The sequence below is a fragment of the Bradyrhizobium sp. C9 genome, assembly GCF_002532045.1.
Classification (GTDB): domain Bacteria; phylum Pseudomonadota; class Alphaproteobacteria; order Rhizobiales; family Xanthobacteraceae; genus Bradyrhizobium.
Map to the genome: position 1 here is coordinate 1 of NZ_NWTG01000045.1, position 23373 is coordinate 23373.

Below are 23373 nucleotides of genomic sequence, written 5' to 3' on the forward strand. Positions count from 1 at the left end.
AGCGACATCAACGCGAGCCGACAATCGGCTGACGACTTCTGGATCGGTTCCGAAGTTTCTCTGATTGGACTATTCGAGCGGCACGGTAAGTCTTTTGATTGTGGTCCGGGTGTCGGGACGCAGGCCACGCCACCACACAAACGCCTCCGCCGCCTGCTCGACCAGCATACCGACACCGTCCGCAAGCCGCTTCACGCCGGCGTTCCGCGCCAGCCGGAGGAATGGCGTAAGGCCCTTTCCGTAGAGCAACTCATAGGCAAGGCAATCGTCGCCAAAAACCTCCGGGCTTATCGGCGGAAGCTCGCCGAGCAAGCTGGCAGAAGTTGCGTTCACGACTAGATCGAACCGGCCAAGTTTTTTGTCAGCGAGGGCCGAATAGCCGATAGCAGTAACGGGCCCATATTGCTCAAATTTACGGCCAAGCTCTTCCGCCTTGGTTACGGTGCGGTTTGCTATAACCAGCTCCGCCGGCCCCTGTTCGAGGAACGGCAGCACGACGCCTCGTGCAGCCCCACCCGCACCGAGCAGCGCTACCCGGCGCCCCTGCATCAAGCAGCCGAGATTGCGTGTGATATCGTTGGTAAGGCCGATGCCGTCGAAGTTCTCTCCGGTCACCCGGTCTGCCTCGAACTTCATCGCGTTGACGGCACCAGCGAGCCGGGCGCGCTCCTTGAGAACGGTGCAATACGCGAACGCATCCATCTTGAACGGAGCGGTGATGTTGAGCCCCAGGCCGCCTTCGCGCCGAAACCTGTCCACCACGTCGCTGAAGCCGCCGACAGGAGCTTCAATGGCGACGTAGTCGATAGTCTGCCCGGTCTCTTTTGCGAAGCTGAGATGGATCAGCGGCGATTTCGTGTGGTCGATCGGATTGCCGACCACGGCATATTTGTCAGACATCAAGTCGCTCCCCACGCCTTCGCCTCGTTGACGGCAGGCTCGCGTACAGCACGCCTTCGCTGACTTCGGCTGCGTCCTCCTTTTTCGAGATGCGGCCTTTTCGATTGACACGCGTCCCGCGCCAAAATCTCTCCAATGCTACTCCTTCGAGTTCGACCGCGGCAATGTCCGCCTCGGGTCAAAAGACGACATCCCTGTGGTCGGGGTCGCGAGTCCGCTTTACCTCTCGAAAGCGGACATCCTGAATTTAGGAGCACGCACCGCTAGCCTGCGACCGCGCGTCAGATTCGCGCATCACGCCAGCTGTTCCGGATCTTCGGCCGCGCGCATGCGCACGATACTGTCTTCTGTCGCCGCGGTGCCTGCCGCGGCGATCGCGATCTCGCGCGCCAGATTGGTGCATTCGGCCCACAGCAGGAAGAACACCAGCGGCGGCCGCTCGCGCGCCTCCAGCATTTGCCGGCAGCGCTCGGCGGCGCCGTCGAGCGCCCACCATTGCCGGGCGACGACCATGACCTTGCGGAAGCTGCGCAGCGTGCCGGAGAATTTCTGCGGATCGGCACCCACGATGGCGCCGCAATGGTTCAGCCAGTTCAGCGCCGCATAGATCGCGATGCCGTAATCCTCGATCGCCGTTCCCGTGAAATCGACGACGGTGTTGTCGTGCGCGCGCTGGCGCAGGAAGGCGTCGATCATCTCCGCCTGGCGCGATGGATCGACCAGCAGCGAGGTGTCTTTCCGCGGTACCATGGGGATATAGCGCATCGCCTCGAGCCGCGTGTGCTCCCAGATCGCTCTGATATCGCCGAGCAGGTCGCCGGGCTTGCGCTTGCAGGCCGGATAGACCAGCACGCCGTTGTCGGCGAGATCGAGATAGCGCGGCACCACCTTGTCGAGTGCGGCGAGAAACGCGGATGGATCGGTGAGGCCGCGCAAATCGCTGGCGGCGTCGTCCGTCTGTGCAGGCCTGTTGCCGCGTGTCCAGCCGAAATTGGCCATCCCCGGACGCCCCGATCCCAACCTCGCCATCAGGTTAAATGGAAAATGCGGCGATGCAAATGCGGCATTTGCCGCTGCCCAGCCGTACGTGTCGGCCGCTGCCGGTTGACGCCGGAGACCGGCGCGCCTAGCTCTTGGTTAATGGTGCGCAACGCGGGTTGCTGCCGCTTTCGGGACCTACCGCCGTGACCGCTTCTGATCGCCAGTCGCATTGGCAGACCGTCTATCTGACCAAGGGCGAGCAGCAGGTGAGCTGGTCGCAGGCCGATCCGCAGCCGTCGCTGCGCCTGATCGAATCCGTCGCGCCCGGCCGCGATGCATCGATCATCGACATCGGCGGCGGGGCTTCGCGCCTCGTCGATGCGCTGCTGGCGAGGGGCTTTCATGACCTGACCGTGCTCGATCTCTCCGAAGCTGCACTGGCGAGCGCGCGGCAACGGATCGGTGCGGCCGGCCCGGCGGTGCGCTGGGTCACCGCTGATGCGACGGTCTGGCAGCCGCAGCAGGCCTTCGACATCTGGCACGATCGTGCGGCGTTTCATTTTCTCGTCGCGGAAAGCGACCGCGCGGCCTATCTCGAAAGACTGCATCGCGGCGTCAAGGCAGGCGGCCACGCCGTGATCGGCACCTTCGCGCTGGACGGTCCGGAAAAATGCAGCGGCCTGCCGGTGCAGCGTTATGATCCCGCAACGCTGAGCCGGACCATCGGTCCGGCATTCGAGTTGATCGCGCATGAGGCGCACCGGCACGTCACGCCCTGGGGCGCGACGCAGTCGTTCCAGTTCAGTGTGCTGCGGCGCAGGTGACCAGCCGCGGAAGGAGAGGCGAGATGACGGACGGGCCACGGACGATCGGCGAGATCGCGAGCTATCACGCCCATGTCTATTACGACCCCGCCACCAGCCGGGGCGAGGCCGAACGCCTGCGCGACTGGATGGGCGAGCGCTTCCTGGTCACGCTCGGGCGATGGCACGACGTCAAGGTCGGCCCGCACGAACAGGCGATGTACCAGGTGGCGTTTGCGGCCGAGCTGTTTCCGACCCTGGTGCCGTGGCTGATGCTGAACCACGGCAGCCTGAGCATCCTGGTCCATCCCAACACCACCAATCCGCGCCGCGATCATCGCGACGATCCGCTCTGGATCGGCACGCCGCTTGCCGTCCACGCCGACAGGCTGCCCGAAGAGGCTGAAATGGAGCTGGCGCCGGCCCCGAACACGTCGCCGACATTGCGTCCTTGAGCGAAATCCCCGGTCGGTAAAGTTTGACGCAATTACGTTACAGCCAAGTCGTTTCAAACTCATCGCGTTTTGCAACGTGAGGTTAAGCCGGCATTCCTAGGCTTACCCGACATTTCAGGGTCGGGCGCATTGGGCATGTTCTTTTCGTTTCGAAGCTGGTCACTGTGGCGGGTGGTTGGGCCGCTGCTCGCCATCGTGTTGCTGCTGGGCGGTTTGTCGGCCGGCAGCCTGCAGGTGATGTCCGCGGTGCGCGCCTATGTGGCGGGCGAGAGCCTGTGGTCGAAGGGGCAGAAGGACGCCATCTACTACCTTCAGACCTATGTCAGCACCGGCGCGCCGCTCTATCTGCAGAAGTTCGATGACGCGATCGCAGTGCCGCTGGCCGATCGCACGGCGCGGCGCGCACTGGAAGCGCCCGGCAACAATGACGCCGTGGCGAGGGCCGGCTTCGCCAAGGCGGGCAATCATGACGACGACATCGGCGGCCTGATCTGGCTGTTCAAATATTTCCGCACGATGCATCACGTGGCCGGCGCGGTGACGGCCTGGCGCAATTCGGATGCGCTGCTCGATCAGCTGATCGAAATCAGGAACGAGGCCGCGAACGACGTCGCGCTGCATGATCCCTCGGCCGCGACCATCAAACACTGGGCCGAGCGGATCGGTGCGGTCGATGCCGCGCTGAGCACGCTCGCCGTCGATTTCTCCGACCAGTTGGGGAAGGCGTCGCGTCAGGTCTCCGCGCTGCTGCTGCTGGTCAATCTCGTGATCGCGGCCTGCCTTGCCGGCATCGTGCTGTTCCACACAAGGCGGATGCTGTGGCGACGCTGGCTTGCCGAGACCGCGCTCGCGGTCGAGAAGGAGCGGGCCCAGCTCACGCTCGCCTCGATCGGCGACGCTGTGATCGTGACCACGCAGGACGATCGCGTCGGCTACATGAACGGCGCCGCGCAGCGGCTGATCGCGCCGGGGCAGGACGTGACCGGATGGCAGCTTTCATCGCTGTTCAACATTGCCGAGCAGCCGGTGCGGGGATCGTTCCAGAGCACCGATGCCGACGACGAGAGCCGGCCGCAGCAGCGGCTGCTGGTGCGGACGGACCATTCCAGCGTGCCGGTCTCGGTGGTCGAGACCCCGATCGTGCATGCCGGCGAACCGGCCGGTCGCGTTATGATCATCCACGACATGACCGCCGAGCGGCGGCTGGTCGAGGAACTGGCATGGGCTGCGTCTCATGACGCGCTCACCGGTCTTGCGAACCGGCGGCAATTCGAGTTCGAGCTGCACAAGGCGATGTCGGGCTCGCCGGTCTTGGGCGCCGATCTGATGCTGATCGACCTCGACCAGTTCAAGATCGTCAACGACACCTGCGGCCACATGGCCGGTGACCGGCTGCTGAAGCAGGTGGCGAAGATGCTGACCGCCGAGGTCGGCGACAGCGGGCTGGTTGCGCGTCTCGGCGGCGACGAATTCGGCATTCTGCTGCGCGACGATGGCTCCGTCACGCACGACGTTGCGGCCGACGTCGCGGAGCGGATCAGGGCGGTGGTCGAGCAGTCGAGCTTCGTCCATGAGGGCTCGAGCTTTCGGATCAGCGCGAGCATCGGCCTGGTCGCGCTTTGCGACAGCGCCGGCGTGCAGGACGCGCTGCGGCTTGCCGACGTCGCCTGCTTCCTCGCCAAGGACAAGGGACGCAATCGCGTCCAGGAGCACCGTCCGTCCGATACCGGCATGGCGGTGCGCGTCGCCGAGATGAGCTGGGTCAATCGCATCCGCAAGGGATTGGACGAGGGGCGCTTCTGCCTCTACGAGCAGGAGATCCGCCCGATCAACGGTGCGCTGAGGGGCAACGAGCGGCGCGAACTGCTGCTGCGGCTGCGCGACGAGAACGGTGCGCTGGTGCCGCCCGGCAGCTTCCTGCCCGCGGCCGAACGCTACGGGCTGATGCCGCTGATCGACCGCTGGGTGGTTCGTCGCGCCTTCGAGATCATCGCCGAGCGCAAGCACCACCCGCGCAGGGTGGCGAGCTACGCCATCAATCTCTCCGGCGCCACGATCGGCGACGGCGACTTCGTCGACTTCGTCGCCGGGCTGTTTGCGCAGCATGATATTTCGCCGGCATTGGTGTGTTTCGAGATCACCGAGACCAGCGCGATCTCCAATCTCGACGAGGCTCAGACATTCATCGCGCGGCTGCGCGAGATCGGCTGCAGCTTCTCGCTCGACGATTTCGGCACCGGCATGTCCTCGATCGCGTATCTGAAGCACCTGCCGGTCGACATCATCAAGATCGACGGCTCGTTCGTGAAGGAGATCCTGAACAGCAAGGTCGATCGCGCGATGGTCGAGATGATCACCAAGACCGCGAAGATCATGCAGAAGCAGGTGGTCGCCGAGTTCGTCGAGAGCCTCGCGATCCTGGACGAGCTGCGCCTGATCGGGGTCGACTACGCCCAAGGGTATGCGATCGGCAAGCCGGTTCCGGTGCTCACCCTCCGGGAAGAAAAGATCGCCTGAGTCGCCGAAATGGTCCCGAATCGGGACTTTTTCGGTCATTTCAGCCCGCCCGGGGCCGATTCTCTGGCACTTTCCACCCGAAAAACGTTTAAAAATCCTGTCGTTGGCCACTCCGTCTCGATTATGCCTTACTCTAATTCCCTGATATGATGTGCAAACGGTGAATCCAACGTGGGCCGGGTAACAGGCCCCAGAGCACCGACTTGGGGATGATGGGTCAACGTACGACGAAAGCAGCCGCGCGTAAGTCGAACCGCGGCGTGTCTCTGGTGGGCAGCACGGCGTTCGCCGTGAGCGCGCTCGTCCTGTCGTCTGGCCTTGCCGCCTGGATGGTCGGCATCGACCCTACCGCTTGGCTGCATGGACCGGCACTTGCCAACACCACCGCCTCGCTGAATTTCGACGATCGCTTCGGCTCTCGCTCCACGATCAACACGGCTTCGCTCTATTATCCTCTGCGTCGCGGATTCCGTTCGAGCCGCGGCGATTTCAATTCCGAGTTCGGGCAGATCGAGGACGCGCTGGCCGGCCAGCTGCGTGACACCCAGACCGAGCTGCCGGCGAGCCCGCCGGCGACGGCATCGGTTGCGGCCACGACCTCGACCGCAGCCTCTGCCGTGCCGATGCCGCGATCGCGGCCGGTCGAGGCCAATCTGCTCGCGCGCAACGATCAGCCGCTGCCGCCGCAACAGGCGCCGGTGCAGCAGGGCGACAACCGGACGTTCCTGCAGAAGATCGCCGACATGATGCCGGGCAAGCTGCAGCTGGCTTCGATCGATCCGAATGATGGCTTGTTGTCCGGCCCGAGCCCTGATCTCGGTGCGCTCGGTTATGACAGCACCACGGCGGTCTACGACATCACCGGCCGCATCGTGTACATGCCCGACGGCACGAAGTTCGAAGCGCATTCGGGGCTCGGCAATCTGCTCGACGATCCGTCGCATGTGACCGCCCGCAACGCCGGTGCGACGCCGCCCGGCGTCTACGAGATGAAGCCGCGCGAGAAGCTGTTCCACGGCGTACCCGCGCTGCGCATGACCCCGGTCGATGGCAGCGATACGTTCGGGCGTGTCGGCCTGCTCGTGCACAGCTACATGCTCGGGCCGAACGGCGACTCCAACGGCTGCATCTCGGTCAAGCATTACGACAAATTCCTGCAGGCCTATCGCAGCGGCTCGATCAGGCGCATCGCCGTCGTGGTCAGCATCAAGGACGTCAAGTCGGCCTCGACCCGCGCGGCGTCGAACTCATAGGCCGCGCGGCCGGCGCGGCCGGCTCATCGAACCCGTCAAATTCTCAGTGAGTCTCTTCGCCTCGGGCGCGAAAGCGCCGGGCGATGCGCCGTTGGCGCGGCGAGATACGCCGACAGAGCTCATGGCTTTCGGAAGATGGTATGTATACGGTATGACTACATATAGGTATTATAGTAACGTAGTTTGCCAATATGAATTCGATTCTGTATACATTTGGTATCCGAAATGACCCTGAGAGGGCGACCGATGCCAAAATCCTTTCCGATGAACGCGTGGTACGCGGCGGGTTGGGATGCCGAGATCAAGCACGCGCTGTTGCCGCGGACGATCTGCGGCAGGCATGTCGTGATGTACCGGAAGGGCGATGGCGAGGTCGTGGCGCTCGAGGATGCCTGCTGGCATCGCCTCGTGCCGCTCTCCAAGGGCCGGCTCGACGGCGATACCGTGGTCTGCGGCTATCACGGCTTGAAATACAATGCGCAGGGCCGCTGCACCTTCATGCCCTCGCAGGAGACCATCAATCCGTCGGCCTGCGTGCGCGCCTATCCCGTCGTCGAGCGCCACCGTTTCATCTGGCTCTGGATGGGCGATCCCGCGCTTGCCGATCCCGCGCTGGTGCCCGACATGCACTGGAATCACGACCCGGCCTGGGCCGGCGACGGCAAGACCATTCACGTCAAATGCGATTACCGCCTGGTCGTCGACAATCTGATGGACCTGACCCACGAGACCTTCGTGCACGGCTCGAGCATCGGCAATGATGCGGTCGCCGAAGCGCCGTTCGACGTCACCCATGGCGAGAAGACCGTGACCGTCACGCGCTGGATGAGGGGCATCGAGGCGCCGCCGTTCTGGGCCAAACAACTACAGAAGCCGGGCCCGGTCGATCGCTGGCAGATCATCCGCTTCGAGGCGCCGTGCACCGTCAATATCGACGTCGGCGTCGCGCCGGCCGGATCGGGCGCGCCAGAGGGCGATCGCTCGCAGGGCGTCAACGGCTATGTGCTCAACACCATCACGCCGGAGACCGAGAAGACCTGCCATTACTTCTGGGCCTTCGTCCGCAATCACCGCATCACCGAGCAGCGCCTGACCAGCGAAATCCGCGACGGCGTCGCCGGCATCTTCCACGAGGACGAGATCATCCTGGAGGCGCAGCAGCGCGCGATGGACGAGAATCCGGACCGCGTGTTCTACAACCTCAACATCGACGCCGGTGCGATGTGGGCGCGACGCGTCATCGACCGCATGGTGGCGAAGGAAACTCCGCCACAGCAGTTGCAGGCGGCGGAGTAGGCCGGGCCATGGCGGAACGCGAAGCCGATCGCTCAGTATCGCACACGGTGCGGGCGCAGCTCGCGCTACGCGACCTGGTGCTCTCGGGCCGGCTGCGGCCGGGCGAGCGCATCTCGGAGCTGCAGGCGGTCGAGATCACCGCCGTGTCGCGCACGCCGGTACGGATGGCGCTGGTCCGGCTGGAGGAGGAGGGCCTGCTGGAGGCGATCCCGTCCGGCGGCTTCATGGTCAAGGCATTTTCCGAGCGCGACATTCTCGATTCGATCGAGCTGCGTGGCACGCTGGAGGGGCTCGCCGCGCGCTTTGCCGCCGAGCGCGGCGTGTCGTCGCGCGATCTCGAGCCGCTGAAAGAATGTCTCAACGAGATCGACGGCCTGGTGCGGCAGGATCCGATCTCGGTCGAAGCGTTCTCGTCCTATGTTGCGCTCAATGCGCGCTTCCACGCGCTGCTCACGGAGCTGTCGCGCAGTCCGCCGCTGATCCGGCAGATCGACCGCGCCTCTGCGCTGCCGTTCGCTTCGCCGAGCGGTTTCGTGATGGCGCAATCGGCCTTGCCGGAGGCGCGTCAGATCCTGCTGATCGCTCAGGACCATCATCGCGTGGTGGTCGACGCCATCGAGAACCGCGAGGGCGCGCGGGCCGAGGCGATCATGCGCGAGCATGCCCGGCTTGCGGCGCGCAATCTGCGGCTGGCGCTGCGCAACCGCACGCACCTCGATCTGCTGCCGGCGCTGGCGCTGGTCACGGCCGGCTGAACGGAGCGCGCCATGCGATTCATTGACACCTGGACGTCAGCCACGCTGCTCGCTGTGCGCGATCTCACCCCCGGCATCCGCGAATTCCTGCTGCGGCCGGATGATTTCACCGGCGCACCCTATCCCGTCGGCAGCCACATCGACGTCGGCGTCACCATCGACGGCCAGCCGCAGAGCCGGTCCTATTCGCTGGTCGGCGAAATCGATCCGCAAGGTTTCCGGATCGCGGTGCGGCATGCAGCGGATTCCCGCGGCGGCTCGCGCTACATGTGGTCGCTTGTGCCGGGGGCGCGGCTTAACATCACGCAGCCCGCCTCGCTGGTGCAGCTCGACTGGACGCGGCGGCAATTCTGCCTGGTCGCAGGCGGCGTCGGCATCACGCCGATCGTCGGTGCGGCCGAGGTGCTGGTTCGCCGCGATGCCGGCGTGACACTGCACTATGCCGTGCGCTCGCGCGGCGATGCGGCCTATCTCGATACGCTTGAGCGTCTGCTCGGTGACCGCCTCATCGTCCATGCCGGCGATGAGGGCAGACGGCTCGACCTCGACAACGTCTTCGCAAGTCTGCCGCAGGATACCATGACGTTGTTCTGCGGCCCGATGCGGATGCTGGATGCGGCGCGGCGTGCGTGGGAAGCGTCCGGCCGGCCGCCGACCGATCTGCGTTACGAGACCTTTGGATCGAGCGGGCTGCTGCCGACCGAGGCGTTCCGCGTGCGGCTCAGGGGTGAGGGGACCGAGTTCGTGATCCCGCGCGACCGCTCGATGCTGGACGTGCTCAACGAAGCCGGCCATGAGGTGATGAGCGACTGCCGGCGCGGCGAATGCGGCGTCTGCGCGATTGACGTGGTCGATCTCGACGGCGAAATCGACCACCGCGACGTCTTCTTCAGCGACCACCAGAAGCAGGCGAGCCGCAAGATCTGCGCGTGCGTCTCGCGTGCCCGCGGCACCATCACGGTGGATACCCTGCATCGCGCCGACGCGCCGTGACGTGCCCGATCGGCGCTACGCCGCGTGCACCGAGTGCTGCGGATTGCGATCGAGCAGCGCGGAGATATCGCTGCCCGACATCGGCCGGCCGATCAGATAGCCCTGCACCTCGTCGCAGCTGGTCTGGCGCAGATATTCGAGCTGATCGGCGGTCTCGACGCCTTCGGCCACGACGCCGATCTGCAGGTCCTGCGCAAGGCCGATCACCGATTTGACGATCGCGGCGCAATCCGGCTGGGTCAGCATGTCCCGGATGAAGGATTGATCGATCTTGATGCGGCTGAACGGCAGCTTGCGCAGATAGGTCAGCGACGAGAAGCCGGTGCCGAAATCGTCGAGCGCGACCGTTAGCCCGAGCTCGAGCAGCCCGTTCAGGATCGCCGGCGCCGAGCCGTATTTCGAGATCAGCATCGATTCGGTGATCTCGATCTCCAGCCGGTTCGGCGCAACATTGGCCTCGGTGAGCGCTTCGAAGATGGTCTGCAGGATGCCGACGTTCTGGAACTGGACCGCGGAGAAATTCACCGCGATCCTGATGTCGTCAGGCCAGCGCGACAGCATCGCGCAGGCACGACGGATCACCCACTCGCCGAGCTGGTGGATCAGTCCGCTCTCCTCCGCGATCGGAATGAAGACGCTGGGCGGGATCAATCCGCGGGCCGGATGCTGCCAGCGTAACAGCGCCTCGAAGCCGGTGACGCGGCCTTGGCGGATGTCGAGGAACGGCTGGTAGACCAGAAACAGCTGGTCCGCCTCGATGGCCTGTTCCAGGTCACGCTGCAGGGCGCGGCGGTCGCGCGCCGACTGGTCGTCGCTGGCCTCGAAGAAGCAGATGGTGCCGGGACCGGATTTCTTCGCCCGGTACAGCGCGATGTCGACATGCTTGAGCAGTTCGTGGGAGGTGTTGCCGTCCCGCGGCGCGAGCACGATGCCGATGCTGATGGCGCTGGTGATCTCGAATCCGTCGATTGGGAACGGGTCGGCAAAGGCCGCGACGAACCGCTCGGCGATCGCGAGTGCGTCCTCGGGCCGCGTCAAATTGGACATGATCAGGGCGAACTCGTCGCCGCCGATCCGCGCGACATGCTCGGCCGCGCGCGTGCAGCGCTGCAACCTCGCCGCCAGCTGCACCAGGAGCTCGTCGCCTGCCGGATGGCCGAACCTGTCGTTGATCTCCTTGAGGCGATCGAGATCGAGCAGCAGCACCGCGAACTCCTCGCCCGAGCGCTCCAGCCGGCTCAGCGCAGCATTGAGCGCCTCGTTGAAGGCGACGCGGTTCGGCAGATGCGTCAAAGGATCCTGCCGCACCGTCCGTTCGGCCTCGTGCTGGGCGATGATGCGGCGCCTGAACTCGAACGCATTGACGAACACACCGCGCAGCAGCACGGAGCCGTAGACCAGGACGAGGACGGCCATCAGCAGATAGATGAAGTCGCCGTCCCTGCCGAGGCAGATCGCGGTGCCGACGAAGATCGGTGCGGTGAAGGCAATCGCGGCGATCGGGATGGTGGAGAAGGCGAAGGCGCCGCCGGCCAGCATGCCGGCGCAGAGACACGTGATCACCAATTGGGCGCCGCTCGATGCATTCGCGAAGAAGGCGACCGGGACGACGCCCCAGGCGGCACCGAGCGCGAATGCATTGCGCACCAGCCGGTACATGGTCCGGCGCGACACGAATTGCGGCTTGGCGATGCGGCGCGAGGCGCGCGCCTGCAGGCCGAAGAACAGCGCCGCGCTGCTCACGGCGGCGGCCCACACCAGCGCGAAGGCCCAATCCGGCGATTGCCACAGCGCTGCCGCGAGCACCAGCGCGTTGCAGGCGTTGGCCAGCATGATGCCGAAGGAATAGCCGAGCACCAGCGAAACCTGCTCGGCGCGGATGTGGCCGGCAAGCGCTTCGTCGGTCGGTGATGCGCCGAAGGCCGCGAGGTCACCCGCGAACAAGGCCGCGAAATATGATCTGAGATCGATACGCATCTCACTACATTGCCTGCGCGTCACCACGTCGCTTGCGTGGTTTGACCATGCGCAGGGACCAAGAATTCTCTGCAAACCTTTGACAAACTATGAACTATTGGAACGAACCGTGCCACGGCTGGCTCACGTTTTGGTTCCACCGGCAGGCATCGCCGACAAATCGATGGAAATGCGTGACGGGTGTCACGGCGGGCCGTGACTGATGTCACGGACCGGCAGATATTGCCCAGCGCCACGCGGCTTGATCGCCCGCCGGTTTTTGGCAATGAGTTGGGTTCCCGCGAACGGCAAAACCAGAAGGTGCACATGAGCTTGCCGACCACGAACCACGATCCCGGGTTCCGGATCACGCGGGCCAGCCACGTCGTCCTGACCGTTCGTGATTTGGCGGCAAGCCGGCAGTTCTACGAAAAGGTGATCGGCCTGATCCTGACCGCGGAGGAGGGCGATGCGCTGTATTTCCGCGGCGTCGAGGAGGCGTGTCATCACAGCCTTGTGTTGCGCAGGGGCGCGGGCGCCCGCTGCGCGCGGCTCGGCCTGCGGGTGTTTCGGGATGATGACCTCGACCGGCTCAAGGCTTTCTTCGAGACGCATGGCTGCGAGGCCGCTTGGGCCGAGGTGCCGCATCAGGGCCGCACGTTGCACGCCACCGATCCGGCCGGCACGCCGCTGGAGTTCTGCGCGACCATGCCGGTCGAGCCGCGGATGATCACGAAATTCACACGCCATGCCGGCGGCTCGGCGCTGCGGCTGGACCATTATCAGGTGCTGACGCCTGAGGTGCGCAAGGCGTGCGAGTTCTACACCGCGGCCGGCTTTCGGCTCAGTGAATACATCGCGCCCGCCGGCACGTTCGATCTGCGCGGGGTCTTCCTGCAGCGCAAGGGCAATCCGCACGACATCGTGTTCTTCAACGGCGCGGGACCGCGGCTGCATCATTTCGCGTTCCTCGCACCCGAGGTCCATCATCTGCTGAACGCCTGCGATCTCGCCGGCGAGCTCGGCTACGGTGCGGCGGTCGAGCGCGGTCCGGGGCGGCACGGGCCGGGGCATGCGATGTATGTCTACATGCGCGATCCCGACGGGCACCGCGTCGAGCTGTTCAACACGCACTACCAGATCATGGACATCGAGAACGAGCCGATCGGCTGGGATCCGTCCGACCACAAGATCTCGTTTCCATGGGGCCTGCCGGCGCGGCAGGCCTGGTTCGAGGAGGCGACGCCGTTCGAAGGCGTCGCGATCCGCGAGCCGCAAATGAAGCCAAAGCCGTTGACGCTCGAGAGTTACCTCGCGAAGTAGCATGTCATTGCCAGCAGCGAACCCCGGGCATGACCCCTTGTATGACGCGGCCATCGTCGGCCTCGGGCCGGTCGGCGCCATCTTCGCCAACCTGCTGGCGAATGCCGGCCTGAAGGTCGCGGTCGTCGAGCGCGCTGCCGACATCTACGACAAGCCGCGCGCGATCACGCTCGATCATGAGGCGCTGCGCGTGCTGCAGGCAATCGGGCTTGGCGATTTCATGGAGCAGGCGATCGCCCCGCATAACGGCTCGCATTATCTCGGCGTCGACGGCGAGATCATCAAGATCTTCGATCCGATGCCGCCGCCGTATCCGCTCGGCTGGATTCCGAACGTGACCTTCGTGCAGCCCGACCTCGAGCAGGCGTTGCGCGACAAGCTTGTCCAATATCCGCAGGTCGACGTTTTCCTTAAAACCGCCGCCGTGGCGCTCGAGCAGGACGAGCGCACGGTGACGCTGACGGCGCGGCGCGAGGGAGGCGACGAGTTCCCGATCCGCGCGCATTATCTGATCGGCTGCGACGGCGCCAACAGTTTTGTGCGCAAGCAGCTCGGCATCGGCCTCGACGACCTTGCCTTCGATGAATGGTGGATGGTGGTGGACACGCTGACCAGCGATTCCGCCAAGCGGCCGGCCAGGAGTTTTCAGTATTGCTGGCCGTCGCGTCCCGGCACCTTCGTGCCGGGGCCGCGCAATCTGCGGCGCTGGGAGATCAAGCTGTTGCCGGGCGAGGATCCCGAGACGGTCGGCGCAGCCGACAATGTCGTGAGGCTGCTGAAGGGCTTCACCGACATTTCCGACCTTACGATCTGGCGCTCGGCGGTCTATCGCTTCCACGCGCTGCTTGGGCAGTGCTGGCGCGACCGCCGTGTGCTCCTGATGGGCGATGCCGTGCACCAGACGCCGCCGTTCCTCGGGCAGGGGCTGTGCGCCGGCATCCGCGATGCCGTGAACCTTGCCTGGAAGCTGAGGCTGGTGCTCCGCGGCGACGCCGACGGGACGTTGCTCGACAGTTACGAGATCGAGCGCAAGCCGCATGTCCGCGCCGTCGTCGCCAGCGCCAAGGAGTTCGGCAAGATCATCGGCGAACTCGATCCGGCGGCTGCCGCCGAACGCGACGTGCGGTTGCGCGCCGACCTGAAGGCCGGCAAGGCCGAAACCATCCGGCAGAAATTCATCCCCGATCTCGTGTCCGGCCTGATCGCGCGCGATGCTGCTCTAGCCGGACGGCTGTTCGTGCAGCCGCATGTGCTTGCGCCAGACGGGCGGACATGCCGGCTCGACGACCTGCTGAAGCCGGAGTTTGCGATCGTGACAATGGCCGCGGAGATGATAGCGTGGCTGTCGGACGCGTCCTGTGCCGCTTGGCAGCATCTCGCCGGCGAGCGTGTCGTCATCACGACGTCAGGTGAAAGCACCGATGCCAACGGCATTCTGAGCGTGGTCGAGCGCGACGGGCTGTTCGCTGACTGGATGACGCAACAGGGTGCCGCGGCGGTCATCGTGCGGCCCGACCGTTACGTCTTCGGAGCCGCCGGCACCGCCGACGAGCTCAATATGCTCGTCGGGCAGCTGCTCGACGGTCTCGGTGCGAGACATCAGTCGTTGCCGGCGACATCGATCACTTCTTGATGTCGGCCGCGACCAGCACGTGATGACCGTGCAGCAGTTCCTGCAGGGCCTGCAGGGCGGCGACGCCACATTGGGTGTCCTGCTCGCCGTTGCCGCCGCTCAGCCCGATGCCGCCGACCACCTCGTCGTCGACGACGATCGGAAAGCCGCCGACGAACACGGCAAATTTTCCGTCAAAGCTCCACTGGATGCCGAACGCCTCGTTGCCGGGCAGGGCAGGTCCGTTCGGCACCTGGTTGAACAGATGGGTGGAGCGCTTGTGTCCGGCCGCCGTGAACGCCTTGTTCCAGGCAATCTGGGGACCGGTGATCCGCGCGCCGTCCATCCGCTCCAGCGCCAGCGGATAGCCGCCGTCGTCGGTCACGCAGACCGTCTCCGCAACGCCGATCTCGGCGGATTTGCGGATCGCGGCCGCGATCATGTGGCGGGCTTCGGCAAGTTCAAGTTTGAAAGACTGTCTCATCGCGATCGTCCGGGATTGGAGTGGGCGGTCGACCGCGGCTCAGGTGCCGCGGTAGACCGTCTTGATCTGGGTGTAGAATTCGAGACCGGTGCGGCCGGACTCGCGGAAAGTCGAGGTGCTCGACCGCTTCAATCCGCCAAATGGTGCGTTGATTAGATTGCCCGTCGTGGTGCGGTTGATCTTCACCGTGCCGGACTGGATGTCATTGGCGAAATCATGCATCGCGCGCGGATTGCGGGTCACGATCGCGGCCGACAACCCATATTCGCTGGCATTGGCCGTGGCGAGCGCACCAGCGTAGCTGTCGACCTCGATGATCGCGATGACCGGGCCGAAGATTTCCTCGCGTGCGATCGTCATGTGCTGGGTCACGTCGGTGAAGATCGCGGGTGAGACGAAGTATCCGCCGTCATAGGCGGCACCGGTGAGCCGGTCGCCGCCATAAAGGTGCGTCGCTTCCTCTTTTCCGACTGCAACGTAGCGCAGCACGGTTTCGAGCTGCCTCGCCGTGGCGAGCGGTCCCATCTCCATCCCGCTTGCGAGGCCGCTACCGATCTTGATCGCCTTCACCTTGGCGAGCAGCCGTGCGGTGAACTCGGCGCGCACCTGCTTCATGACCAGGACCCGGCTGGTGCCGGTACAGGCCTGGCCGGCCAGCGACAGGCCGCCCTTGACGGTCAAATCGACCGCCAGATCGAGGTCAGCGTCGTCCATGACGATCAGCGGGTTCTTGCCACCGAGCTCCATCTGCGTGCGGGTCGTGAAGCTGACCGCGCGGCAAATCTGTTCGCCGGCGGAGGTCGATCCGGTGAAGGAGATCGCTCGAATGACCGGCGGTTCGGTGATGGCAGGCCCGATCTCGCCGGCCTTGCCGGTGATGAAGTTGAGCGCGCCGTTCGGCAGGCCCGCTGCAATCAGCGCCTCCGCCAGGCGATAGCCGCTGAGCGGCGCGTCGGACGACGGCTTGAACAGCACCGTATTGCCGGTGATGAGGGCGGGCGCGATCTTGCGCGCCGGGATCGAGATCGGAAAATTCCACGGCGTGATCACCGACACGACGCCGAGCGGCTCGCGCAACGTGTAGACCGTCATGTCCGCATCGTCGTTCGGAAACACCTCGCCGGTGAGCGACTGTCCCTCGACGGCATAGAACCGCAGGGTCTGCGCCGAGCGCAGCACCTCGTCGCGGGCGAGGCCGAGCGATTTGCCCATTTCCCGCGTCATCTCCCGCGCAATGTGATCGGCACGCGTCTCGAGATGATCGGCGGCCCGGTTCAGGATCGCGGCGCGTTTCGTGATCGGTGTCCGCCGCCAGCCGTCGAACGCGGCGGCTGCGGCATTGACGGCCGCTTGCGCATCGGCAGCGGTCGATTCCTGGAAGCGTCCGACCAGGTCGCTGTTGTCGGCGGGATTGGTGTTCGCGAACAGTCTGCCCGAAGCGCTTGCGATCCGCTCGCCGTCGATCAGGTTCGGGAATTGCTCGATCCCAGCGCCGTCCGCCGCGGGAGGGCGCGCGTTGCGCATCGTCGTTTCAGCTATCGTCACAGGATTCTCCTCAATGCCAGATCAGCACCGCGCAGACGGTCGACACCGCGAGCCCGGTCAATACGGGGACCATGGCGGTCCGCACGATCTGGAAGACGGGGACGCGCGCGAAGCCTGCCACTGCGATCAGCGACGACCATGCCACCAGGGTGCCGCCGCCGGTCCACACCGCGCCCATCTGGCCGATCGCGGCGAGTGTCGCGGGCTCCATCCCGACCGACGGTGCCAGCGCGCCCGACAGTGAGCCGGTCAGCGGCAAGCCGGCAAAGCCCGAGCCGTCGATGCCGGTGATCATGCCGGATATCAGGATGCCGAAGGCGACGAAGAACTCGTTGCCCGGTATCCAGGCTTGCGCGGTCTGGATCAGTTCGAACAGCAGGCTCGGCGCCTGGGCCGCGGGCACCCCGAGGATCGGCGCGGACAGGCCCGGCTCGGCGCCGAGAAAGAAGAAGCCCGCGATCGGCAGCACGGAGCCCATCGCCTTGAATGCAAAGACGAAACCTTCGGTGACGTGGTCGGCGCTGGTATCGAGGAATTTGCGCAGATCATCGGTGATGAAGGATGCGCAGATCATCAGGATCGCGGCGACGCCGCCAACCAGTGCGGCAGCATCGCCGCCCTTGAGGTCGTGGCCGATGCCGAGCTTGGCCAGCACCATCACGGCGATGACGCAGAGAAAGGCGAGCGGGGTCGCAACCGCAAAGAATTTCGACCAGCCTTCGCGGCGGGTCGGCACCCGGGCGAGCTCCTTGTCGATCTGCGCCTGGGTCGCCAGCGGCGGCTGGCAGCCGGCAGTGCCGCGCGCGATCTCCGCCTTGTCGAAGGTGCCCTCCTGCTCCAGCCGCGCCAATTCGCCGTTGCTCGACTGCGCCTGCCAGCGCTCCAGCAGCTTCTCGTCGGCCTTGGTGATCGACTTGCGGATCGAGAGGTAGGCGAGGGTCAACGCGATGCCGCCGGTGATGAGCGACAGCACCAGCGCGCGGTCCGCGACGGTGGCGGCGCTGACCGCGGCGCCGGCCGCCTTGGCGCTGATCCCGGGCGCAACGCCGATCACATAGTCCGACGACAACGCCATGCCCTGTCCGGCGATCGCGATCGCAATGGCGCCGCCGAGCGGCGACAGGCCGGCCGCAATCGCTGCGGGCAGCAGCACCGCGGAGACCAGCGGCACTGCCGGCGTCGGCCAGAAGAACAGCGAGATCACATAGGTGATGGCGGCAAGCACGAAGTAGGCGGTGTGACCGGTCTTCATCACGGCGCGGAACGGCTCGACCATGCGAATGTCCGAGCGCAGCACCTTGAGTGCGTTCAGCAGTGCCGTCATCAGCGCGATCACCAGGAAGATGTTGAACAGCTCCTTGGCGGCGGTGAAGCTCGCATTGAACACGCTGGCAAGTGCCGCGACCGGGCTGTGCGTCCAGGCAAGCGCGACCAGGAGCGTCGCGATCACCGACGGCACCACGACGTTGGCGCGCCAGATCATGGTGAGAACGATGACGGCGACGCCGAGCAAATAGACCCAATGTGCCGCGACGATCGGAGCGTGCTGCATGGCTGTTGCTTCCCCCTCTAATGCGATGGATAATGTATACTGTATTCCGCGATAGCAAGCGTGAATTGCGAGCCGGCGATCCGTTCGTTGCAGCGGCGTGGAAGCATCTTCGACCGCGTTTTGTGCATAAAATGCCTGAATTCGTGGCAATTCACTGCCGATAGCAGTGGGTGAGATAGAAGGCAAGGAACCCTGCCTTCGGTGTTGACAGTCGATATTTTAGTATACAGTATACCGAAATAGCCGGCCAAAATGCAGCCAGCGGCCCGTTGCCGGTCGGCGATTTCTTCACGGCACAGGAGCGCCACGATGCAGAAGCTGATGGATCACGTGGAATTTCGAGCGGCCCTCGAAAATGCCATCAAGGGAAAGAGCGCCAACAAGGCCCCGTTCAGCGTCGCCTGGGCGAGCGGCAAGCTCAGCCGCGCGCATCTCGCGCGCTGGGCCGAGAACCACTACCACTATGTCGGTCCGTTCGCTGATTACCTCGGCTACATCTATGCGCGGATGCCGGAGCAGTACCAGGAAGCCAAGGACTTCCTGCTCGCCAATATGTATGAGGAAGAGATTGGCGGCGACCGTCACACCGATCTGCTGATCCGCTTCGCGGAGGCCTGCGGCACGACCGCGGCGCGTATCAAGAATTCCGACAACATGACGCCGACGACGCGCGGGCTGCAGAGCTGGTGCTATGCGGTCGCGATGCGCGAGGACCCGATCGTCGCCGTGGCCGGCCTCGTGGTCGGCCTGGAGTCGCAGGTACCTTCAATTTATCGAAAGCAGACGCCGACCCTGCGCGAGAAGTACAAATTCACCGACGAGGAAGTCGAGTTCTTCGACCTTCACATCGTGTCGGACGAGATTCACGGCGAGCGTGGCTACCAGATCGTGCTCGAGCACGCCAATACGGTCGAGTTGCAGCAGCGTTGCCTCAAGATCTGCGAGATCGGCGCGCAGATGCGGCTGCTCTACACCACCGCGCTGTACCACGACTATGTCGCAAGCGACATTCCGCTGGCGGAGCTCGATCTTGCCAGCGGCGTCTCCGCCGAAGAACGCGTGCTGTTGCAGGCCTGAGTCGCGGGGAGCAGCGGCGCGATGCCCAACGTCATCTTTCACCGCAACGGCGAGACCTTTGTCGGCGAGGTCAAGGAGAACACCAATCTCGTCGTCCGCGCCGGCATCCGCCAGTTTCCCTATCCCAACTTCCTTTACGGCTGCGGGATGGGGAAATGCGGGAAGTGCGCCTCGCTGATCATCAAGGGCGGCGAGCACTTGCCGGAGCCGAACTGGAAGGAAAAGAAGCGCCTCGGCGCCAGGATCGAGCAGGGATATCGCCTCGCCTGCCAGCTCTGGCTCACGCATGACGTTGAACTGTCGCAGGAGGCAACCCCGCTGGTCGACGTCGTCGCGCCGGCCGGCGCCGCGGTTGGGAGGACGTGACCGATGTATGTGATACTGACGAGCAAGCCGGGGCAGTTTCGCACCGAGATCGCCGACGGCCTGCGGCCGCTCGCGGCCTATGACTACCTGTTCTACGGCATCAGGAAAGCGACGTTCGTGATTGCCGAGCTGGTCGAAGAGACCAAGGTCAGGGTGATCGACGAAGCCTGGTCGCCGCCGATCGTGAATGAGGTGCCCTCGAAATTCCTCGAAAAGTTCGAGACGCCCGAGCGGGCGCTGACCGAACTCGAGCACCTCATCACATTCGGTCACATGGACACCAAGCTGCGCAAGCGCTGAGCGGATGGCGGGATGATCGAAGTCACCTTTCTGACCAATGGCGGGAAAACCGTCACCGCCGCCGAGAACAGCAATCTGCTGCGCGTCTCGCTGCGCGAGCAGGGCGGCATTCCGTTCAAGTGCGGCGGCGGCCTGTGCGGAACCTGCAAATGCCTGATCGAGAAGGGCATCGAGAACACCGATGCGATCAAGCCGAAGGAGCGGAAGCACCTCACCGACGCGCAGTTCGCCGCCGGCTACCGGATGGCGTGCCAGACCTTTCTCACCGGCAGCGTGAGCGTGTCGTGGGTGCCGAAAGCCGCGGTGCCGGCGGCTCGACCTGTAGCTGTTGACGGCGAATGAGCGCGGCTTGATGGCATGCAGCCGGCGGTCTAAATACCGAGCAGCGGTCATTCGGCCAGGACTCTGGCAGCTCGCTGGACCTCCGGTGTCCATGCATTGAGCGAGGCGCGGCCGGACAGGTCGGTTCATGGCAGGCAAGCTCGGAAGCTCCAAACGTCTCGGCGACGACTACCTCTCCCTCCATGGCAAGGTCATCGAGGAGCTGCGGCAGGCGATCCTGAGCCGGCGGCTGAAGCCGGGCGAGCGGCTGGTCGAAGGCCGCCTCGCCGACGAGCTTGGGGTTTCCCGCAATCCGGTGCGCGAGGCGATCCGCGTGCTGGAGTCGGAGGGGCTCGTCGAGGTGACCGCGCGGCGCGGGGCCTCCGTCATCACGATGAGCGATGAGGAAGCGCGCGAGACGGTCGAGGTGCGCGCGCTGCTCGAGGGACAAAACGCGCGCCTGGCTGCGCGTCGCCGCGAAGAGAGCATCATCAAGCGGATCGCGGCAGTGTTGAAGCAGGGCAACGAGGCGGTCGCGGGACGGCGCTACGACCTGTTGTCGGATCTCAACCAGCAATTCCACCATGAACTGGCGGAGGCCGGCCGCAACCGCGTGCTGGCGGACCTGCTGAAGCGGCTGCGCGAACGCACGGCGATGCTGTTCTCACCATCGGATCCGGTGCGCCAGGCGCGCACCTGGGATGAGCACGCCGCGATCCTGCGCGCCATCATCGCCGGCGACGAGCGCGCCGCCGCGACGCTTGCCGCCGAGCACGTGATGCGGGCCGGCGCGGATTTTCTCTCCAGCCTCCATGTGCCCGACGAGGAGACCTCGCTGGAGGCGGCGTCGGCGAAATACGGCCTGCCGTCCGGCTCCCGCATGGATCAGACGACGACCAAGCCGGCGCGCCGGAACCAGCAGCGCGCCGCTACGCGGCGGCGAAAAGCGGAGAGCTGAACGCGCCCGTCGCGTTTGTGGCCCGCCAATTCCCGCGGGCGAAGGTCCGGTGGTACCGCTCCGGATCGCCGGCCAACTTTCTTGACCGTATCCGTCACGCTCGCTAGGTCTGTTTCCAATGCTGGGCAGGGGCGCAACCCTGTCGGCCGCGCCGCATGGCCGGGGGAAACCAATGAACAACAACAATCATGGCGCGTCGCCCAACGATGTCGCCGAGTATGATTACGTCATCGTCGGCGCCGGCTCGGCCGGCTGCGTGCTTGCCAGCCGCCTGAGTGCCGACGGCAAGCATTCGGTGCTGCTGCTCGAGGCCGGGCCGAAGGACACCAACATCTGGATCCATGTCCCGCTCGGCTACGGCAAGCTGTTCAAGGAAAAATCCGTCAACTGGATGTACCAGACCGAGCCCGAGCCCGGCCTGAACGGACGGCAGGTGTTCCAGCCGCGCGGAAAAGTGCTCGGCGGCTCCAGCTCGATCAACGGCCTGCTCTATGTGCGCGGCCAGCACGAGGACTATGACCGCTGGCGGCAGCGCGGCAATGCCGGCTGGGGTTATGACGACGTGCTGCCCTATTTCAGGAAGGCCGAGGATCAGCAGCGCGGCGGCGACAAATATCACGGCGCCGGCGGTCCGCTGCCGGTGTCGGACTGGCGGCATCACGATCCGCTGTCGGAAGCCTTCGTGCATGCCGCAGCCGAGGTCGGCATCCCGACCAATCCGGATTTCAACGGCGTGACCCAGGAGGGCGCGGGCTTCTTCCAGACCACGACGCGGCGCGGCCGGCGCGCCTCGACGGCGCGGTCCTATCTGCGGCCGGCGCTGACGCGCGGCAATCTGCATGTCGAGACCTCGGCGCTGGCGCAGCGCATCCTGTTCGACGGCAAGCGCGCGAGCGGCGTCGCGTACCGGCAGAACGGCCAGTTGCGCACGGCCAAGGCGCGCAAGGAGGTGCTGGTGTCGAGCGGCGCGTACAACTCGCCGCAATTGCTGCAGCTCTCCGGCGTCGGCCCTGCCGATCTGTTGAAGCAGCACGGCATCGAGGTTCTGCTCGATGCGCCGGGCGTCGGCAACGATCTGCAGGATCACATGCAGGTGCGCATCGTCACGCGCTGCGCCCAGACCGTCACGTTGAACGACGTCATCAACAATCCGGTGCGCCGCGTCATGGCGGGCCTGCGCTACGCGGCGTTGCGCAAGGGGCCGCTGACGATTGCGGCCGGCACGTCGGGCGCGTTCTTCAAGACTAGTCCGCGGCTGGCCTCGCCCGACATCCAGATCCACTTCCTGCCGTTCTCGACCGACAAGATGGGCGAGAAGCTGCATCCGTTCTCGGGCTTCACGGCGTCGGTCTGCCAGCTGCGCCCGGAAAGCCGCGGCTCGCTGAAGATCCGGAGCGCGGACCCGAGCGTGCCGCCGGAAATCCGCATCAACTATCTGGCGACCGAGACCGATCGTCGCGCCTTCATCGACGGCATCCGCATCCTGCGCAAGATCCTGGCCGCGCCGGCGCTGAAGTCATACTCGGTCGGCGAAGTCGATCCCGGCGCCAAGGTGGTCAGCGACGACGACCTCCTCGAGTTCTGCCGCCGCACCGGCAGCACGGTCTATCATCCGACCTCGACCTGCCGGATGGGCAGCGATGCGCTCGCGGTCGTCGACAACAGGCTCAAGGTACGCGGTGTCGAGGGCTTGCGCGTGGTCGATGCGTCCGTCATGCCGGACCTGATGTCGGGCAACACCAACGCACCGACGATCATGATCGCGGAGAAGGCGTCGGACATGATTTTGGAGGATGCAAGGTAGTTATCTCGACCCGCCTCCGGAGAGACCGTGAATGCACGACTCTCGGTGACGCAACACACTCGATGTCGTCCCGGCCTAGGGCCGATCGACATTCAGGATTCCCAAGTGGTTTGATCACTGAT

General features: G+C 65.1%; 21 protein-coding genes. 15 read left to right on the top strand and 6 right to left on the bottom strand.

What is annotated here, in order from left to right:
- Positions 1-69 precede the first annotated feature (69 nt).
- Both aroE and CO675_RS38800 read right to left on the bottom strand, forming a co-directional pair.
- Positions 70-900: a shikimate dehydrogenase gene (gene aroE / locus CO675_RS38795; RefSeq protein WP_097677143.1), complete on the bottom strand. Its 831-nt coding sequence runs from the start codon at positions 898-900 to the stop codon at positions 70-72.
- A gap of 294 nt (positions 901-1194) precedes the next feature.
- On the bottom strand, positions 1195-1899 hold the full coding sequence (locus CO675_RS38800) for a hypothetical protein (protein ID WP_097677144.1): 705 nt from the start codon (positions 1897-1899) through the stop codon (positions 1195-1197).
- Positions 1900-2084: 185 nt separating this feature from the next.
- On the opposite strand from CO675_RS38800, the gene CO675_RS38805 reads away from it, so the two are divergent.
- The 7 genes from CO675_RS38805 (at position 2085) to CO675_RS38835 (ending at position 9953) form a co-directional block, all read left to right on the top strand.
- On the top strand, positions 2085-2705 hold the full coding sequence (locus CO675_RS38805) for a class I SAM-dependent methyltransferase (protein WP_097677145.1): 621 nt from the start codon (positions 2085-2087) through the stop codon (positions 2703-2705).
- A 23-nt stretch (positions 2706-2728) separates the two neighbouring features.
- Entirely contained in the window at positions 2729-3139 is a 411-nt protein-coding gene (locus CO675_RS38810) for a DOPA 4,5-dioxygenase family protein (RefSeq protein ID WP_097677146.1), read from the top strand.
- Between the two features lie 135 nt (positions 3140-3274).
- A complete protein-coding gene (locus tag CO675_RS38815) occupies positions 3275-5656 on the top strand; it encodes a putative bifunctional diguanylate cyclase/phosphodiesterase (protein ID WP_097677147.1) in 2382 nt (793 codons plus the stop codon).
- A 290-nt stretch (positions 5657-5946) separates the two neighbouring features.
- Positions 5947-6909 (top strand): DUF2778 domain-containing protein, encoded by a 963-nt coding sequence (locus tag CO675_RS38820; protein WP_245453089.1) that lies wholly within the window; start codon positions 5947-5949, stop codon positions 6907-6909.
- Between the two features lie 246 nt (positions 6910-7155).
- Positions 7156-8205: an aromatic ring-hydroxylating dioxygenase subunit alpha gene (locus CO675_RS38825; protein WP_097677149.1), complete on the top strand. Its 1050-nt coding sequence runs from the start codon at positions 7156-7158 to the stop codon at positions 8203-8205.
- A gap of 8 nt (positions 8206-8213) precedes the next feature.
- Positions 8214-8960: a GntR family transcriptional regulator gene (locus tag CO675_RS38830; RefSeq protein ID WP_097677150.1), complete on the top strand. Its 747-nt coding sequence runs from the start codon at positions 8214-8216 to the stop codon at positions 8958-8960.
- Between the two features lie 12 nt (positions 8961-8972).
- Positions 8973-9953 (top strand): PDR/VanB family oxidoreductase, encoded by a 981-nt coding sequence (locus tag CO675_RS38835; RefSeq protein ID WP_097677151.1) that lies wholly within the window; start codon positions 8973-8975, stop codon positions 9951-9953.
- Between the two features lie 15 nt (positions 9954-9968).
- Here CO675_RS38835 and CO675_RS38840 read toward each other — a convergent pair whose 3' ends face one another.
- The gene (locus CO675_RS38840) at positions 9969-11930 is read right to left on the bottom strand and encodes a putative bifunctional diguanylate cyclase/phosphodiesterase (protein WP_097677152.1); all 1962 of its coding nucleotides are present in this window, start codon (positions 11928-11930) and stop codon (positions 9969-9971) included.
- 306 nt (positions 11931-12236) lie between these two features.
- Between CO675_RS38840 and CO675_RS38845 the strand changes: the two genes are divergently transcribed.
- Both CO675_RS38845 and mhpA read left to right on the top strand, forming a co-directional pair.
- A complete protein-coding gene (locus CO675_RS38845; RefSeq protein WP_097677161.1) occupies positions 12237-13232 on the top strand; it encodes a VOC family protein in 996 nt (331 codons plus the stop codon).
- A 37-nt stretch (positions 13233-13269) separates the two neighbouring features.
- The gene (mhpA, locus tag CO675_RS38850; RefSeq protein ID WP_158231373.1) at positions 13270-14865 is read left to right on the top strand and encodes a bifunctional 3-(3-hydroxy-phenyl)propionate/3-hydroxycinnamic acid hydroxylase MhpA; all 1596 of its coding nucleotides are present in this window, start codon (positions 13270-13272) and stop codon (positions 14863-14865) included.
- Here the strand turns inward: mhpA and CO675_RS38855 are convergent.
- From CO675_RS38855 to CO675_RS38865, 3 genes are read right to left on the bottom strand one after another with little or no spacing between them, the layout of a single operon-like run.
- A complete protein-coding gene (locus tag CO675_RS38855; RefSeq protein ID WP_097677154.1) occupies positions 14855-15328 on the bottom strand; it encodes a GlcG/HbpS family heme-binding protein in 474 nt (157 codons plus the stop codon). The genes mhpA and CO675_RS38855 overlap by 11 nt on opposite strands.
- A 39-nt stretch (positions 15329-15367) precedes the next feature.
- Entirely contained in the window at positions 15368-16873 is a 1506-nt protein-coding gene (locus CO675_RS38860; RefSeq protein ID WP_198964903.1) for an aldehyde dehydrogenase family protein, read from the bottom strand.
- A 10-nt stretch (positions 16874-16883) separates the two neighbouring features.
- The gene (locus CO675_RS38865) at positions 16884-18425 is read right to left on the bottom strand and encodes a hypothetical protein (protein ID WP_097677155.1); all 1542 of its coding nucleotides are present in this window, start codon (positions 18423-18425) and stop codon (positions 16884-16886) included.
- 309 nt (positions 18426-18734) lie between these two features.
- Here CO675_RS38865 and CO675_RS38870 point away from each other — a divergent pair, with 309 nt between their 5' ends.
- The 6 genes from CO675_RS38870 to CO675_RS38895 all read left to right on the top strand — a co-directional run bounded on the left by CO675_RS38870 (position 18735) and on the right by CO675_RS38895 (position 23251).
- A complete protein-coding gene (locus tag CO675_RS38870; protein WP_097677156.1) occupies positions 18735-19502 on the top strand; it encodes an iron-containing redox enzyme family protein in 768 nt (255 codons plus the stop codon).
- Positions 19503-19523: 21 nt separating this feature from the next.
- Positions 19524-19868 carry a 2Fe-2S iron-sulfur cluster-binding protein gene (locus CO675_RS38875; RefSeq protein WP_097677157.1) on the top strand — a complete coding sequence of 115 codons (345 nt, stop codon included), beginning with the start codon at positions 19524-19526 and terminating at the stop codon, positions 19866-19868.
- Positions 19869-19871: 3 nt separating this feature from the next.
- The gene (locus CO675_RS38880; protein ID WP_097677158.1) at positions 19872-20168 is read left to right on the top strand and encodes a ferredoxin; all 297 of its coding nucleotides are present in this window, start codon (positions 19872-19874) and stop codon (positions 20166-20168) included.
- Positions 20169-20180: 12 nt separating this feature from the next.
- Entirely contained in the window at positions 20181-20510 is a 330-nt protein-coding gene (locus tag CO675_RS38885; RefSeq protein ID WP_092124474.1) for a 2Fe-2S iron-sulfur cluster-binding protein, read from the top strand.
- Positions 20511-20637: 127 nt separating this feature from the next.
- Entirely contained in the window at positions 20638-21447 is an 810-nt protein-coding gene (locus tag CO675_RS38890; protein ID WP_097677159.1) for a GntR family transcriptional regulator, read from the top strand.
- Positions 21448-21619: 172 nt separating this feature from the next.
- Positions 21620-23251: a GMC family oxidoreductase gene (locus tag CO675_RS38895; protein ID WP_097677160.1), complete on the top strand. Its 1632-nt coding sequence runs from the start codon at positions 21620-21622 to the stop codon at positions 23249-23251.
- Positions 23252-23373 lie beyond the last annotated feature (122 nt).

Bases quoted from the DNA above. Each gene is read 5' to 3' on its own strand.
- aroE (WP_097677143.1), bottom strand. From the start codon at position 900: ATGTCTGACAAATATGCCGTGGTCGGCAATCCGATCGACCACACGAAA.
- CO675_RS38800 (WP_097677144.1), bottom strand. From the start codon at position 1,899: ATGGCCAATTTCGGCTGGACACGCGGCAACAGGCCTGCACAGACGGAC.
- CO675_RS38810 (WP_097677146.1), top strand. From the start codon at position 2,729: ATGACGGACGGGCCACGGACGATCGGCGAGATCGCGAGCTATCACGCC.
- CO675_RS38815 (WP_097677147.1), top strand. From the start codon at position 3,275: ATGTTCTTTTCGTTTCGAAGCTGGTCACTGTGGCGGGTGGTTGGGCCG.
- CO675_RS38825 (WP_097677149.1), top strand. From the start codon at position 7,156: ATGCCAAAATCCTTTCCGATGAACGCGTGGTACGCGGCGGGTTGGGAT.
- CO675_RS38830 (WP_097677150.1), top strand. From the start codon at position 8,214: ATGGCGGAACGCGAAGCCGATCGCTCAGTATCGCACACGGTGCGGGCG.
- CO675_RS38835 (WP_097677151.1), top strand. From the start codon at position 8,973: ATGCGATTCATTGACACCTGGACGTCAGCCACGCTGCTCGCTGTGCGC.
- CO675_RS38840 (WP_097677152.1), bottom strand. From the start codon at position 11,930: ATGCGTATCGATCTCAGATCATATTTCGCGGCCTTGTTCGCGGGTGAC.
- CO675_RS38845 (WP_097677161.1), top strand. From the start codon at position 12,237: ATGAGCTTGCCGACCACGAACCACGATCCCGGGTTCCGGATCACGCGG.
- CO675_RS38855 (WP_097677154.1), bottom strand. From the start codon at position 15,328: ATGAGACAGTCTTTCAAACTTGAACTTGCCGAAGCCCGCCACATGATC.
- CO675_RS38865 (WP_097677155.1), bottom strand. From the start codon at position 18,425: ATGCAGCACGCTCCGATCGTCGCGGCACATTGGGTCTATTTGCTCGGC.
- CO675_RS38870 (WP_097677156.1), top strand. From the start codon at position 18,735: ATGCAGAAGCTGATGGATCACGTGGAATTTCGAGCGGCCCTCGAAAAT.
- CO675_RS38875 (WP_097677157.1), top strand. From the start codon at position 19,524: ATGCCCAACGTCATCTTTCACCGCAACGGCGAGACCTTTGTCGGCGAG.
- CO675_RS38880 (WP_097677158.1), top strand. From the start codon at position 19,872: ATGTATGTGATACTGACGAGCAAGCCGGGGCAGTTTCGCACCGAGATC.
- CO675_RS38885 (WP_092124474.1), top strand. From the start codon at position 20,181: ATGATCGAAGTCACCTTTCTGACCAATGGCGGGAAAACCGTCACCGCC.
- CO675_RS38890 (WP_097677159.1), top strand. From the start codon at position 20,638: ATGGCAGGCAAGCTCGGAAGCTCCAAACGTCTCGGCGACGACTACCTC.
- CO675_RS38895 (WP_097677160.1), top strand. From the start codon at position 21,620: ATGAACAACAACAATCATGGCGCGTCGCCCAACGATGTCGCCGAGTAT.